The sequence below is a fragment of the Mucilaginibacter sp. 22184 genome (assembly GCF_052045695.1).
In the GTDB taxonomy this organism is placed as follows: Bacteria; Bacteroidota; Bacteroidia; order Sphingobacteriales; family Sphingobacteriaceae; genus Mucilaginibacter.
The window spans coordinates 178,903-195,325 of sequence record NZ_JBQEPI010000005.1 but is presented as its reverse complement, the minus strand read 5'-3'; the positions used below and the strand labels follow the sequence as shown (position 1 = coordinate 195,325).

At 39.8% G+C, this 16,423-nt stretch carries 12 protein-coding genes; 11 read left to right on the top strand and 1 reads right to left on the bottom strand.

The genetic code is table 11. The annotated features are described in order from the left end of the window. Nucleotides 1–155 precede the first annotated feature (155 nt). Nucleotides 156–1,205 (bottom strand): winged helix DNA-binding domain-containing protein, encoded by a 1,050-nt coding sequence (locus tag ACTJKG_RS12820; RefSeq protein ID WP_440739441.1) that lies wholly within the window; start codon nt 1,203–1,205, stop codon nt 156–158. A gap of 117 nt (nt 1,206–1,322) precedes the next feature. On the opposite strand from ACTJKG_RS12820, the gene ACTJKG_RS12815 reads away from it, so the two are divergent. The 11 genes from ACTJKG_RS12815 (at nt 1,323) to ACTJKG_RS12765 (ending at nt 16,412) form a co-directional block, all read left to right on the top strand. Further along, nucleotides 1,323–1,478, top strand: coding sequence for a hypothetical protein (locus ACTJKG_RS12815; protein WP_172333468.1), 156 nt, complete (start codon nt 1,323–1,325; stop codon nt 1,476–1,478). Nucleotides 1,479–1,576: 98 nt separating this feature from the next. After that, on the top strand, nt 1,577–2,413 hold the full coding sequence (locus ACTJKG_RS12810) for a hypothetical protein (RefSeq protein ID WP_440739440.1): 837 nt from the start codon (nt 1,577–1,579) through the stop codon (nt 2,411–2,413). Nucleotides 2,414–2,430: 17 nt separating this feature from the next. Next, entirely contained in the window at nt 2,431–4,887 is a 2,457-nt protein-coding gene (locus tag ACTJKG_RS12805) for an alkaline phosphatase family protein (protein ID WP_440739439.1), read from the top strand. 64 nt (nt 4,888–4,951) lie between these two features. Continuing rightward, nucleotides 4,952–6,196: an ElyC/SanA/YdcF family protein gene (locus ACTJKG_RS12800; protein WP_440739438.1), complete on the top strand. Its 1,245-nt coding sequence runs from the start codon at nt 4,952–4,954 to the stop codon at nt 6,194–6,196. 51 nt (nt 6,197–6,247) lie between these two features. Next, nucleotides 6,248–7,126 (top strand): hypothetical protein, encoded by an 879-nt coding sequence (locus ACTJKG_RS12795; protein ID WP_172333464.1) that lies wholly within the window; start codon nt 6,248–6,250, stop codon nt 7,124–7,126. A 93-nt stretch (nt 7,127–7,219) separates the two neighbouring features. After that, entirely contained in the window at nt 7,220–7,828 is a 609-nt protein-coding gene (locus ACTJKG_RS12790) for an RNA polymerase sigma factor (RefSeq protein ID WP_172333463.1), read from the top strand. An 89-nt stretch (nt 7,829–7,917) separates the two neighbouring features. Then, a complete protein-coding gene (locus tag ACTJKG_RS12785) occupies nt 7,918–8,886 on the top strand; it encodes a FecR family protein (RefSeq protein WP_440739437.1) in 969 nt (322 codons plus the stop codon). 211 nt (nt 8,887–9,097) lie between these two features. Continuing rightward, nucleotides 9,098–12,682, top strand: coding sequence for a SusC/RagA family TonB-linked outer membrane protein (locus ACTJKG_RS12780; protein WP_440739436.1), 3,585 nt, complete (start codon nt 9,098–9,100; stop codon nt 12,680–12,682). A 23-nt stretch (nt 12,683–12,705) separates the two neighbouring features. Further along, nucleotides 12,706–14,238 (top strand): RagB/SusD family nutrient uptake outer membrane protein, encoded by a 1,533-nt coding sequence (locus ACTJKG_RS12775; protein WP_440739435.1) that lies wholly within the window; start codon nt 12,706–12,708, stop codon nt 14,236–14,238. Between the two features lie 408 nt (nt 14,239–14,646). After that, entirely contained in the window at nt 14,647–15,243 is a 597-nt protein-coding gene (locus ACTJKG_RS12770; RefSeq protein WP_440739434.1) for a DUF4255 domain-containing protein, read from the top strand. Continuing rightward, nucleotides 15,240–16,412, top strand: a complete 1,173-nt coding sequence (locus ACTJKG_RS12765; protein WP_440739433.1) for a hypothetical protein — start codon at nt 15,240–15,242, stop codon at nt 16,410–16,412. The genes ACTJKG_RS12770 and ACTJKG_RS12765 overlap by 4 nt, the downstream gene beginning before the upstream one ends. The last annotated feature ends 11 nt before the right edge of the window (nt 16,413–16,423 follow it).

Sequence of the window (16,423 nt, the reverse complement as noted above, 5' to 3'; positions counted from 1 at the left end):
CACACTTCAAAATCAGCCTGAAATTTGTTAAAAAGTGTTAAAATCGATATTTTTTGATCTTTTTTAATCCATTTTAGCCCGTTTTTGAATCGAAAAGTGTTAAAATTTGAGGTTTAAAAAGTTTTTGACGTAACCCGGAGGTTACTGATCTCGCCTCAGAAAAGAAATTTCCTGTACGTGGCTTCGGCGGCTTCAAGTGCTTTTGTCTGCGTTTTATTTACCCGCCCAAACAGGTTAAGGTCGACTGTAACTTCATCCTTTTTGAGACTACGCTTCCAGGTACCAACCAATTGGTTGTTGACAATAATTGAGGGATCAAAAACAACATGCCCTGCCTGCTCTACATATTCGGGAGCAATTAAGGCGCTTCGGTCTTTGTACGAGGTGGCAAATTCATCATAGGCTGGCAATAAAAAGGTGGTATTTTTTTTCGGCAACAATGCATCGGGACTATCTGGTATCCAGTAGGTTTTGCCGTCAATCACCTCGTTTACCAATTGTTCTTTTACATTTTCAAGACCAATACCAGCGTCGGTAATGGTCAACCCCGACCAGTTGGCAAAATCATGTACAGTAGCAGGGCCACGAGTATTAAAATAAGCTGCGGCAAGCTTGGTTAAGGCTTCTTCATGAGTCAAAGCCGGAGAGGCTGGGGCGAGGTCATCCAGCAGGGCATATGAAAATTGCTTCCCGATACGGGCTCCGCTACAAATAACCTGGTCGAGTTCGGCACGCATCAGTATGATAGTAAATTTGATATCATCAGTAGCGATGCCCGACCGTTTAAACAGCTCCAAAACCTGGGGTCTGCTCAATTGTTTATTTCCTTGCAAGGCCTTTGCCAAAAGTTCGTTTGTCTTATTAAATGAGGTATCTGTAAAACCAAACTTTTTATAAAAGGAGGCATTGATGGCATGAATACGAGGTGCGGTAAGCGTTAACAACCAACGGATATCCTGTGGGAGCACAAAATGCCAGGTTGGTCTCAGCAAATGAGTGCGCAGTATTTTTCCCTGGTTTATAGCGTTTTCAATATCTTGCTCTTTAGCGTTCTGCATCCGTAACCCAATGGCCCATTTAGCACTTGCGTAATCCTGAGCCTGCATAGCCACCATATATTTTACCACATCCTCGGGCTTAGTGAATACGGGGTTATTAATTTTCTGGTTATATATTCGCAGGCTGGCCAGGTGATTATCTTTCATATATAGGCTTGATGTTAAATGATAAAGATAAAATTAATAGCCATAAATGACAGCTGCTTGTCTGCAGTAAAAAGCTTCTTAGTATTCAACTGGAATACTTAATTTTAATACGAAATAATGAATAAAATAAAACCGGGATATTTTGCAGGTGGTTTAGTTATTGGTATTGTGATCGGTTTAATTTTGCACAGTTTACCTGTGGGTATAGCCATTGGAATGATATTGGGTGTGCTAATTACTTTCAGAAAAGCCAGAGAAAACCGCCTTGATTAGGAAATACTTTGTAACAAGATAATAGCAAAAGAGGATTCAACATTATGTTTACGATTACTTAATTATAGGGTAACATGAAGGGGGTTAATTCGCAGCGTATGAAAAAAACGCTTTACCTTGTATTATCATTAGTATTATCAGGTGTGGCTGCAATGGCACAAAATGCCGGCCCAATAAACCCAACAGGGAATTTTAAAATGGCAGCCCCTCAACCATTTTTATTCTCCGTTAACACTCTGACAGGCAGTTCCCCATACTGGAGTCTAAATTATTCCGGCAGTTATGGTGAACGCACCTTAACTCCATTTGGCTACGACGGTGTTGATCAGCAACTGGCTGTTAAGGGCTATCTGGGCAACCAGTTTACATTATATGCCAATGCAGCTTTAGGTTTTGCGCGGGATGGCGGTACAACCAGTGCACAACAAGCTGAACTAATGCATGACTTTATCGGCGGCAAACAACTATTTGGCCCCCGTATTGGCCTTAGCTTAGGTGGCAGCCGTGATTGGACAAATGTTAAATCTATTTTTAGCCGCGTCACGGCCTCGTTTGATGCTGCATCCTGGCGATTTGCAGGAAACCTCCGATTTGAAAAGGCTTTTGATAAGTCAAGGGACGGAATCGACCTGATAACGAGTCTTGGTTTTCATCACCGTATTATTGGTAATTTCTATGCTGGGGCAGAAGCTGTGGGTGAAGATCTGGAAGGTTTTTGGGAAGCAGATGAAGCGGAAGGTGGGGCCAAGTTGTTAATTGGACCATCTGTCAATTATATTCCGTCGGGTTCGAGATTTGGGTTCTCTATTTGTGGTGGCCCCATTATTTACGCTACTCATAGCAATGTAGTACCATCAGAAGCAGTAAGGGATCTCTCGACATTGTCGCAAAATGGGTATACAGTAAGGGCCCAGGTATCATTTAATTTGCATTAATACTTACTTAAACTACCATGTTTAATTCAATAATTAAAAAAATAAGCTTTGCTTCGCTATTAAGCATACTCATTAGCGTATCTGTAATTGCGCAGATACCTGGCAAAGTAAAAGGAACCTCACAGGTGTTACTCCCTAATGGGTGGAAATTAAGCCCTGCCGGCCGATCATTAACATTAGGCGATCTGCCCTTAAATATGCAATTGAGCGCATCCGGTAAGCTGCTGGCTGTAACCAATAATGGTCAAAGCACACAATCGTTACAACTTATTGATCCCAAAACCGAAAAATTGCTTGATGAAAAGGTTCTGGGCAAATCGTGGTATGGACTGGCATTTAGCCGCGACGAAAAACATCTGTATGCATCTGGCGGTAATGATAACTGGATATTGGATTTTCACTTGCATGATAATAAGTTAAACACGGCAGATACTATAAAATTAGGCACACCATGGCCCAAAAATAAAATATGCCCGACAGGCATTGTGGTTAACAAAAGCAATACCAAGCTGTATACAGTAACTAAAGAGGATAGTACCCTTTATATTATTGATCCACAAGCTAAACAGATCATTAATAAGGTACAACTACCCGCTATAGCTTATAGCTGTGTATTATCTCCGGATGAAACAAAATTATACATTTCGCTTTGGGGCGGCAGGGCCGTTGCTGTAGTAAACACAACCTCGCAAACTATTGAAAACAAAATAACCGCTGGCGACCATCCTAACGAACTACTTTTGAATAAAAAAGGGACCTGCCTCTTTGTTGCAAACGCCAATGACAATACGGTGTCTATCATCAATACCATTAGTAATAAAGTAATTGAAACTGTCGCTACCACATTGTACCCAACCCGGTTAACGGGTTCTACAACTAATGGATTGGCGCTTAGTGCCAATGAGAAAACATTATATATCGCTAATGCCGATAACAATTGTCTTGCTGTTTTTGACCTATCCAAACCCGGATACAGCAAGAGCCAGGGTTTTATCCCAGTGGGCTGGTATCCTACTAACGTAAAAACGTTAGGTAGTAAAATATTGGTAACTAATGGTAAAGGATTAAGCTCAATGGCCAATCCGCAAGGTCCTCAACCCATTTCAAAGGCTGATAATAGTGGCTATCAAACCGGCAGTACCGCTAATAGTCGGTTACAATATATCGCCGGTTTATTCAAAGGTTCATTATCATTTATTGATGCGCCTAAACCCGAACAATTGAAACAATACACCCGCCAGGTTTATGCAAATACACCGTTTACTGATAAAAGAACCGCAACCGCCGATGGCGAAACCGGTAACCCTGTTCCACGTAAATTAGGTGAAAAATCGCCAATAAAACATGTCTTTTATATAATTAAAGAGAACCGTACCTATGATCAGGTTTTAGGAGATATGCAAGGTGGCAATGGAGATACATCTTTAACCTTATTTGGCAAACACGTAACGCCCAACCACCACGCTTTAGCCAGCGAGTTTGTATTGCTTGATAATTTTTATGTTGATGCCGAAGTAAGTGCCGATGGGCACAACTGGAGCATGGCCGCGTATGCTACAGATGTAATTGAAAAAACCTGGCCAACCAGCTATGGCAATCGTGGTGGCAGCACCAGTTTTGAAGGTGGCAGGCCGGTTACTTATCCACGCGATGGCTTTATTTGGGATTATTGTAAGAGGGCTGGTATAACCTATCGTAGTTACGGCGAGTTCAGCGATGATGGAAAAGCTAATATTAAAACGCTTCAGGGGCACATCTGCCCGCAGTCGCCTGGCTTTAATCTCGATATAAAAGACCAGGTTAGGGTTGATGCCTGGCAACATGACTTTGATTCCCTGCTTACTATCAATGCAGTGCCCCAGTTTAATACTATTCGTATTTCCAATGACCATACCAGCGGACAGAAGAAAGGTAAAATATCGCCGGTTGCTGCGGTTGCTGATAACGACCTGGCGATAGGCCGGTTTATCGAACATCTGTCGCAAAGCCCGATCTGGAAGGAATCTGTTGTATTTATACTGGAGGATGATGCTCAAAATGGCCCTGATCACGTTGATGCTCACCGATCGCCGGCATTTGTAATTGGACCTTATGTAAAACGTAACGCAGTTGTACATACGATGTACTCAACTTCCGGTTTTCTGCGAACTATGGAATTGATACTTGGCTTACCACCGATGAGTCAGTATGATGCCGGGGCAATGCCTTTATATGAATGTTTTACCAGCAAGGTTGATGTAACACCCTATAAATTAAAGCCGGCCGAAGTCGATCTGGAAAGGCGTAATATAGCTGATAATGAAAGCAGCAAGCGTTCAGAATTATTCAATTTTGCTAAGGAGGATGCTGTACCAGACCTGGATTTGAATGAGGTGGTTTGGAAATCTGTAAAAGGAGAACATTCTGCTATGCCTGCACCGAAAAGAAGCGCTTTTGTACTGTTGGAACAAAAAAAGAAAGACGATGATGATTAAAAAGCGCTCTGGTTTTAATCATTAAATATCAATTATCGTTTAATAACAATTGACTACCTCACTCATGAATTTTAAGAAATATTTATTCCTATTATTAAGCTTCATTGCTTTTTACTCTTATGGTCAGTCGGCAAATCAAAACTATAAGCTGATAGGTGATAATATTATACAGACTAAGAACTATTATCTGCTCACTTTATTTCAAAATAACGCGGCAGCTAAACAATTGTTAGCTAACGACCCGGAGCTGACAAAATTAACTCAGACCAGGTTGGATAACATTAAATCATCACTCACAACCTGCAAAGATCCTCTGTGTTTTACGCAGACCCTGAAATTTAGTGATGATGAGATCAAAGCCATCAGCGAAAGATTGATCAATTTATATAAAACAGGTAATGCACTCGATAACCTGGTAAAACAACATTTAATACCATCCGGTACTTACCAGCAATTTGGTAGTCTATCGCCGGTTCAAATGCTGGTAAGTGCATGGGAGCAGGATGCCAAAGCGGTTAATTATACTATTGAGGTTTATGCAGAGGGCCGCAAGCCAAATTACCCGGCGATTGACTCTATCAGCTTTAATGTAAAAAACCGTGGATATCTTAACCTGGTATATGATGCTTCGGCAACTATATGGGACGAAAGCAAAAATGAAAAGTTGTTTTTTGTCCCATCCATGAATTACGCTCTACATTGCCTGGAGATAAACGAAAGAGACGACGCTGCAAACGATGAGCCGATGATCTCCGGGATCAATAAAAACGCTTATGTACGGATTAAAACCATCAATTGGGCCAAGTATAAATATACCATGATCCTGATACCGGGGGCAGGTCCCGACGTTCTGGGAGTGGCTTTAAGTGCAGAAGGAATGCTTCGGTGCCGGGTAGCGGCGTTAAGATATTTTGAAGGTTTAGCACCATTCATCATGACCTCCGGAGGTAAGGTTCACCCGTATAAAACCAAATACTGCGAGTCGGATGAAATGAAGAAGTATATGGTAGAAAAATTGCACGTACCGGAAAATGCCATATTTGTTGACCCACATGCACGGCACACCACTACCAATATGCGTAATTGCGCTCGTATTATATTCCGTTACGGGATGCCGTTCAGCAAACCTTGTATTACTTCAACAGATAAATCACAAAGCTATTTTATAGAAAATATGGCCGGGCGTTGTGAAAAGGAGCTGGGATATGTACCCTATAAATTGGGCAAACGCTTATCGGCCACCGAGCAGGAGTTTTACCCAACTATTGAATCTCTGAGAATTGATAATGATGAACCCCTTGATCCATAGAAGATCGAGCTATCAGGCGCAACTATTTTCAAATTCTGCAAAACAATGATCATGAAGAAATTACTGTTTATTTCAATAGCTATATTGTGCTTAGGGCTAACCGCATTTTTTAATAAAACAGTTGATATGACGGTTACCCGTGCCTTAACCATCGATTCATTAGGCGCCTGCCAGGGTATTTCATATCAGCATGGAAGAATATTTTTATATGGTGACCGGGAGGTTGGAATGATCCGTGAATTTAGACTGGTAGGGGATAGCCTCACCTACATGAATAAAGAATATAAGCTAACCACAAACGGGCAGGATGTAATAAACCATCCTACCGGTATAGCTTATAACGGTACCGGGCCCACTTTTATGGGCAACTCCATCCGTCTGAATAAAGATGGCACCAAATGGAAAGCTGTTATTTATTGCATTAACTGGGATGGCCTCTTAAAAACAGGTACTTTGGATGGTAACCTGATCAACACCATTGATGATGATGCCTGTATTCAGGGTACGAGACCGGAATATGTAAAATACAATAATAAATGGTATGTAGCTACCGCAGATTATGGTAATAATGGCAACGAAGTTAGATTGTATGATCCAGAAGCCCTAAAAAAGGCCTCCAGAACCAGCGAAAAAGGCGTACTATATAAAAAATTTACCTGCACCGCCTGGGTTCAGAACTTGCATTGGATAGCTTCAAAAAATATACTTGTCCTTATTCAAAATCAAAAGGAAGGAAGGATGTGGCGTTTTACATACATAGATCTGAAAAAATCTATAGAAACAGGAACGCAACAGGTGATCAGAGAGATAAATATTGATGGGAAACAGGATGAACTGGAAGGTTTTTCCTTTTTAGGTGACACCCAAAAAGGAATAGCCGTATCCTCATCCCGCAAAAATAACGTAACGTTTACAAATACCTCCTGGTAGTAGCGTTCAATAACATATTAGTTTGTTAATACCTGCTTTATAATCCGACTATAAACACTCATTAAATTTGTAGCGTTCATTCGGGACTAATCAATGATATACATCAATTTATCAGAGCAGTTGCTGCTAACTCAATGTTGTGAGGGCGATACTGCTGCTTTTCAGGAACTTTATTGCCGTTATAAAGAATTTGTTTTCAATGTAGTTTACGCGAGGCTTACCAGCAAAGAAGACGCAAGAGATGTAACACAAGATATATTCATAATGCTATGGACAAACCGGAAGCAATTAGGTAACATCAATGACTTTAAATTATATCTATATGTCATTAGTCGTAATCAGGTAGTTTCAGCCTATCGAAAAAAAAACACCAGGATCAAAGGTGAAAACTATCTGATTGGAAAAATTGAACAAATGACTCATTCTGCCGAAGAGCATCGCCTTGCCCGTGAACTTACAGATAAAATAGATCAATTGGTAGTGCAACTACCTGAAACCATGCGTTCTTGTTATAATCTGAGTAAAAACGAAGGCAAAAAAAATGGCGAGATTGCTAATATCCTAAATATATCAGAAAAAACCGTTCGCAATAATGTGTCAGAAGCCTTGAAACGTCTTCGGTTAAATTTACGAAATAACCATCCCGAGCTTTTGATGCTCATCATTACGCTTAGTCTGCTCTTTGTTTTTTTTCGATTCTAAATATAACGCAGGAAAGGTAACAAATTGTTAACCTTTTCTTAAAGGACAAACTACCCTTATGCACGAGCTGTATAAAAAGCACCTTGTACGTGGACAATAGGGTAAAAAAATTATTCGAAAAATATCAATCAGGTCAAGCAAATGACCAGGAACGTAAAATAGTTGAAGACTGGTTTGCCAGTTTTGAAAAAACACCTATTGAAAAATTAAATACCAAGGAGGATCTCGAGCTTCTCTCACACATGGATGAGAAAATAAATAGCGTTCTTCTAAATCATCCTCGCAATTTATTTGATCGCAGATGGCTATATGCTGCCGCCGCTCTGATCCTGATCCCGATTGGCATTTGGTGGTTAAAATACTATCAGACTGAGTCTAAACAAAATGTAACAGTTACTTATACTACCGTTGTGGTATCCAAAGGGGCAAAAAAGAAATTCTCGTTGCCAGACGGCAGTATGGTTAGTCTTAACTCTGATTCCCGGATCCTTATACCATCCAATTTTGGTATTAAAACCAGGGAGATTTTTCTTGCAGGTGAAGCTTTTTTCTCCATAACACATAATGAGGCTAAGCCTTTTACTATCCACTCTGGCAAATTACTTATCACTGATCTGGGTACCGAGTTTGACGTGAAGGCCTATCCAGAGGATCATAAAATAAGAGTAGCCGTTAAAAGCGGTAAAGTAAAGGTGGAGAAAAACAATGCGGACAGTAAACCCGAAACATTCGCTGATGCAATTACGCATAACCAACAGCTAATGTTTGAAGAACAAACAAACATACATACCCTTAGCCGTGTCGAAACATCCGATTTAATTAGCTGGCAACAGAACAAGTTAAGTTTTCAAAGTGCTTCGATGGATGAAATTGCCTCAACCCTCGAAAGATGGTATAATGTAACCATAAAACTTAATGGCGAAAAAACGAGACGGTTATACACCGTTAGCTTTAATAATGAGCCCCTTTACCATGTGTTAAACGTACTTAACCGCCTCACAGGTTTACACTACCAAATCAAAAATAAGATTGTATTAATTAATTTAAAAAAACTGTAAAAGCATGGAATAATAGCGAGCTTATTAAAACAGGGAATGCTTCACCAACCCCTGTTGAATCAGACATTAAAGTAGTGTCTGCCTTTAAAACGATCTTACAATCATTAAAAATTCTTTTAAAATGCAAAATTTTTATCGAATCAGTCCCCCAGTTCATTTAATAAAAAGGCTTAAGTCTGCCATGCTTTACCCTTTAATTGCAATCATATTTATGTTACAATTAACCGGTCCGGCCTTTGCAGCCGATGGACAAACCATTAACAATACCCGTATATCAATTACTGCTGATAACATTACACTTAAGGAAGCCTTTACCCTAATTGAACAAAAAACGGATTTCGTTATCGGGTATGATAACACTGTTGATATTAAAAAACACATATCACTTCATGTAAGTGACCAAAGTATAAGCGAGGTATTAAAAAAGCTGTTAAAAAACTATAAAGGAACCATTAGCCAGGTAGATGATCACCATGTGGTGATTAGGGTAGAAAAAGCTCAGCTGGATCCTAAGTCTCCATTAAAAACAGAACAGCCCCCCGTTAAGATATCCGGAACCGTAGTTGACGAAAAAGGCTTAGCCTTACCAGGTGTAAGTATTTATGAAAAAAAAACACACAAAGGAACGGCAACAGATATCAACGGTAAATTCACCATTACTGTTGAACCCGGAACCACATTGGTTTTTGCTTTTGTAGGCTACACCAACCAGGAAATTATTGTTGGCGAACACACGGAGATAACCGTTAAGCTATTACCATCAACAAACATACTGAACGAAGTTGTGGCTATCGGTTATCAAACGGTACGCAAAAGCGATTTTACGGGAGCTATAGCCAGTGTTAAATCAGAAGAGCTGAATTTAACCGCTCCGACAGTTGGTCAGGCCTTAGTAGGTAAAGTTGCGGGTGTACAGGTATCGCAAGTTAGCGGTTCGCCTTACTCCACTACCAAAATTAACGTACGTGGCGTTGGTTCATTCCTTGCAAGTTCAGATCCGCTTTATGTAATTGACGGTTATGCTGCAGGTAACGATCTATTTATCAACCCGGATGATATAGAATCAATTGATGTATTAAAAGATGCTGCATCGGCCGCTATTTACGGTTCAAGGGCAGCTGGTGGTGTGGTGCTTATTACAACCAAACACGGTTCTAAAGAAAACAGCAAAGGCAAATTTGAATATGACGTTCAGGTTGGAGTTAACGGATTGGCTAAAAAAGTTGATTTGTTAAATTCAGATCAATTTGCGCAGCTGGTAATCGACGGTCGTAACAATTCTTATCATGACTTGTGGGTTACTACCGGTCATACCTGGAATGATGCCATGTACTCTGATGATAACGCTACACGTATAGCTAACGTAGGTAACGCCGGTTCGGTAAGCGTTCCGCCTTATCTTTATAACTTTCAAACACAGTCGCTTATTCATCAAACAGTTAATACCGACTGGCAAGATGAATTGTATCGTCACCCGGTAACACAAAGCCATAGTCTTTCGTTCTCGGGCAATTCAAATGGCACAAGATATTACTTCAGTACTGGTTACCAGGATAATCCGGGTATTATGCTGGGCACAGGACAGAAAAAAATAAATCTGCGTGCCAATATTGATGGCCAGATAGGCAAAAGATTAAAAGTAGGAGCAAACATAGCATTTACTCAAACTACCAATCAGGAAACTCAGGACGGTCGTTGGGATCATAGCCCGGCATTCGGTGCATTGATATATATGCCATTCTTCCCGGCTTACAATGCCGATGGCAGCATTGCGACAAACGTAGCCGCAGCACAATCAACAGCTTACGCTTATCAATCAATCGAAAACCCAATAGCAACAGCAACATTAATAAAGATAAATCGTGTAGGTGACCGTGCAACTTATAACGCTCATGCCAATTATTCCATCCTGGATGGCCTTTCGTTCAATGCTAACCTGGGTATGCAAACCTATGCCGAAAACTACAACTACTATTTACCTACTAATATTAGTAATGGGGCAAACCCACCGGGTTCACCTCAATCAATACAGGCAGCAAAAGCTATACGCCAAACCATTGATTATCGTGACCAATTAGGTGAGTTTACGCTGAACTACACCAAGCAATTAGGTAAAAACCATTTTGACGGATTAGTAGGTTATACCGCTCAGAAAACCACCAATAATGTGCTTACCGTACAGGGTACCGGTTTTCAGAACGATAATATACCAAACATAGCGGGCGCCAATCCAGCTCAAATAACGCTGATTACACCCAATAGCAGCCCAATAGAAGGAGTACAACCAACAGGAGATGATACCTATACATTATTGTCATACCTGGGCAGGATAAATTATAATTATGACAGTAAATATTTCCTGTCAGCCTCATTCCGTACGGATGGATCTTCCCGTTTTGGCACTAAAACCAGATACGCAAATTTTCCATCTGTTTCAGCAGGATGGAATTTATCTGATGAGTCATTTTATCACGGTTGGCTGGGCGACCAATCAACAGTTAAGTTACGCGCCAGTTGGGGCTTAAGTGGCAATAACAACATTGGTAATTATACTGCTCAACAATACTTTAACCCACCAGCAAACGCGGTATTTGGTACTCCTGGTGCTACAGCGCCTTCGCTTACTGCAGGTAATATTGCTGATCCAGGCTTAACATGGGAATCAACATCACAATATAACTTTGGTGCTGATTTGGGCTTACTTAAAGGACGACTTTTCATTATTGTTAACTATTACCTAAGCCATTCTTATAACCTGTTATTTAAAGAACCAATATCTGCTATTTCAGGAAATACAACCGTTACCACTAATTTAGGTCCTGATTCAAGAATAAGTAATAAAGGGTTTGATTTTCAGGTTGACGGTAAGGTGATCGCCAAAAAAGATTTCAGCTTAAATCTAAGCGGTAACATATCCATAAACCGAAACAAAGTGTTGAACCTTGGTGGCAGCAATACCATTATCAGTGCAGGTGCGGAGCGTTCATACTTAACTAACATTACCGAGACAGGACAGCCCGTAGGTATGTTCTACGGTTATAAAGTTGCCGGGATAGTAAGTCAGGCCGATCTGGCTAACATAGCTGCAGATCGTGCTAACTATAATCCGGCTACACAATCTTATCCGGCTGGTTATAAAATTAAAGGTCCACCTGTTTCAACATTTTCTACTACCCCGATACAGGCTGGCGATCTTTATTTTAAGGATGTTAATGGAGATGGCGTAATTAATGCGAAAGACGCGGGCATTATTGGCACTCCATATCCTAAATTCACCTATGGTTTTGCCATAAATGCAACCTTCAAAAACTTCTATTTCAGTTCAGCATTTGCGGGTTCTTATGGTAATCAGATAGTTGACGGACAAGATTACTACCTGTACAACATGGAAGGTTCTGGTAACCAATATGCTGATGTTGCCGATCGTTACCGTAATGCTGCCGATCCGGGTGCGGGAAGTGTTTATCGTGCATCACGTGGTAGTACTCAAAGTAACAGCACCAGGCTATCAACTTTTTATTTACAGAGTGGCTCTTTCTTAAGAAACACCAATATGACTTTGGGTTACACACTTAAATCAGATTATATAAGTCGTAACCTGGGTTTAGGCTCATTGAAAATATATGGTGCTGTTAACAACGGCTTTACTATTACCAAATACAAAGGTTATAACCCCGAAGTTAATTATAATTATAGCTATAGCGGTTCACAGAATACAAACCTTACTCCAGGTATTGATTATGGTGTTTACCCATTGGTACGGTCATACAATTTGGGTGTTAAGGCAACTTTTTAATTCAAAAATTAATTCTGAAGCAAATGAAGAATATAAATATAAAGCTAGTTTGTCTGATTGCGTTATTTGCGCTGGGTTCTTGTAAAAAAAACTTTTTAGAGCAAACTAACCCCGATGGTTCGTTAATAAGTTCGTCTTTCAAAACCGAAAATGATGTATTATTAGCGGTTAATGGTTGTTATGCGCTATTAAGAAGCGGTAATACCATAGGTGAAGGCAGTGATCTGTGGACCGACCAACGTTCTGATGATACCGGGACAAATGATAATCAATCTAACGCAGGCGAGCCTTTTGGGTTTAATAACTTTTCATTAATACCTACCAACAGTTACTTGTACTCACATTGGAGTGCTATGTACTCCGTTATATCCAACTGTAACATTGTATTATCTAATATTGATAAGGTAAACTTTGCCAAACCCGCAACCAAACAGCAATATAAAGCCGAGGCTGAATTTATCCGTGCTTTAATATATTTTCACATGGTTAGGGAATGGGGCGATGTACCGCTGGTTACAAAACAATTTACAGACCTCAATGAGGTTGCCGCGAGTACAGCACGTAACCCGCAGACCGCAGTTTATGCACAAATAGTTGCCGATTTAAAGGATGCTCAAAGCAGCCCCCTACCTGCTACCCAGGCGGCAGGCACAATTGGTCGTATATCACTTGCTGCTGTAAATACCTTATTGGGACAGGTTTATTTAACAATGGCTACAACATTAGATGCTGCCAATAAAACAACAAATTTAAATAATGCCTTAACAAGCCTTACAGCAGCTTATAACGCCAAAACTTTTGCTAACTTAAAAGATATCCCTTACAACGATGTATTTGATGTAACCAAAAAGGGTACTTGCCCCGAGCTTATCTGGCAAATTGTAAATATACAGGGCGATCCGGTTTACAGTTCAAGCATAGCGGCAAACAATCAGGCTAAAGGCGAAACCATTAACTCTCTAAAATCATCAAGTAGTGTTGGTAATAACGTAACACATGACCTTGTGAATGATTATGAAGCTAATGATCCACGTGGCGCATTCTCCATCAAGTTTGCCAATGATGCTACGGTTAAAGATTGGTTTGTTACCAAGTTTAGGGATGCAAGTTCAGGAGCGGGTAAAAATGGGTACGGAGGTAATGACTGGATCCTGATGCGTTATGCTGATGTTATCCTGATGCTTGCCGAGGTAAATATGTACCTGGGTAACAATACAGCTGCTATTCAATATGTAGATATGGTACGTGCGAGAGCTGGTATGCCTACTTATGAAGTTTCTTCACAAGACCCCACCTACAGTGCTAAATACCCAACCCTTAAACTGGCTATATTACATGAAAGACGTGTTGAACTGGCCTTTGAACATCACCGTTTATTTGACCTGTTACGTACTTTCACTACCGATGAATTAGTAGCATATTTTCACAGTAAAAAGCAGGCAGACTTCGGCTCAGCTCTGTTATCAAACTTTACTACAAAAGATAGGTTTTTCCCTATTCCGTTTAACGAAACCAAGTTAAACCCGGTTACAATGTATCAGAATCCAGGATATTAATCAGATTCGTTTATTTAGAACAAAAAAGGAAGGCATATGCCTTCCTTTTTTGTTTTAAAATGTTTTGCCCGTTCATAAGGTTTTTTCTTCTGTATGCCTAAATAGCATATATTTTTTTCAACCAGTATAAAAAATACATAATTGGTATTATACTTTTATAATACCAGGCTCTAAATATCAATTTTAGTTAACTATCTCAATTACAGAATAGATATACTATCAAAAGGACACAATAAAGTCGCGTAAAAATACGCAGGCATTTGAGGTGTTTTTAGTAAAAGTACGCGTATTAATTAATAATTAAGCTCCTAATTTTACATCATAATAATTCTCCCTGAAATTATTAAGCAGCTGTTTTATACATCCCTTTATAAGGCAGCATTTTAAACCAGTATAAACTTTATTACAATGATAGATCAGGCTTTAACATTCTTGAACACGCATCTGGATAGCTATCTGCGGTTAAAGTTGGATCCATCCAACAGTAACTCTTTTATTCAGGTAGCTAATATAGCCTGGAATGATAATGACACCTCCGGATCTACCGGCACAAATAATCCGGCGAACGCATTCATAACACTGGTTAACATAGAGGAGGACAGGATCAGTAAATCGCCCGAAAATTATGTTCGGCAAGGGAGTGAAACCACCTATAAGAACCCCAAAATATACCTCAATCTGTATGTATTGTTCGCGGTTAACCTTTCAACTTATACAGAATCGTTGAAGCGTCTTTCTTTCATCATACAGTTTTTTCAATGTCAAAACGTATTTACACCACTTAGCTCACCCGATTTACCTGCGGGAGTTGAAAAACTTATCCTGGATCTCAACACATTATCATTTCAGGACATGAACAATTTATGGGGTATACTGGGGTCAAAATATCTGCCTTCTGTTATGTACAAAATGCGGATGATCAGTATAAGTGAGGAATTTGCACAAGGAAATACCCCTCTGCTGCATGAAATTATTGTTAACGACAAAACGCTGCAAACATTATGATTGATATCAATTTTGGAAGTCTGTTCACGGTTGAACTATTGCATAGTTACTACAAAGATCAACTATGTCCCGACTTTAATATTTTACCCTCAAACCAAACGGTTAAAACTCTAGGCGGCCATCAAATAATTGCACGGCAATACTCCAACCAGTTAATTACCGGGGTAAACTGTAATGGTAAAATAAACCCTCCAAAACCGTTTACGGCAATTGAAACAGGCGCGCAGTTCACTTTTTTCATGCAACTTAACAACCCTTTATTTTTTAACTATACCAATTTATCTTCTGCTACACCTGGTAAAATTTACTATTTCACTAACAGGAACAACAACGTCAGTAACGGAAAAACTTTTCTGTCGAGCAAAATAGCGGTGTATAACGCGGCAAATACTTATGCTCCCGGCGATCTGGTGTCAAACGGTACAGGTATTACATATAGAGCAATTGGTAGCAGCAAACCAGGAAACACTTTTAATCTCACCAATGCTAATCATTGGATGGTTGTAGATAAAAATCAATATCTGACAGAAGCGGATGCTTTAAAATGGATGCCATCTATATCCGCATACCAGTTTGCCTCCCCACAAGCATCAGTTAATATATCTGTGTTGGGTTATGATAATATTGCTACTACCTACACCCAATCTGTATTTTCAAAAACGATAGCTTTTGCAAATCCGGCTTCCTCTTTTCCACTTGATCTGAGCTTTTTGCAATCAGGAAAATACTCATTAACGGTTAACGGCATCCAGCAATGGATCTACATTAATGATGAGCTTAGTGATAGCAAAACCTTTGCCGTGATTGACATTTTTAATGATGCATCACCAGTTTCCTGTAATCTGATTGATGGGAGTGGGGCCCTTATAAACCCTGCGCCTCACTATAGTATTTACTTTTTAAACCGTGCTACCATCTGGAAATATATTCTGGCCAGCAAACAATCGGGCAACATTAATGACACGGCTAATTTATATCACTTCGCAAATCCGGCGAGTGTGATTACTTCACTTACACCTATTCCATTAAGTAATAAGGCGTTGAATTTAAAATTAACCTTAAATAATCATGATTATTCTCCAATTGCTTGTGCAGATCCTCAGAGGCTCGTCACAATTACAAAGGGTACCGATACTTATCCATGTTCAGAGATCTTTTTAAACTTTTAAAAACCGATAAA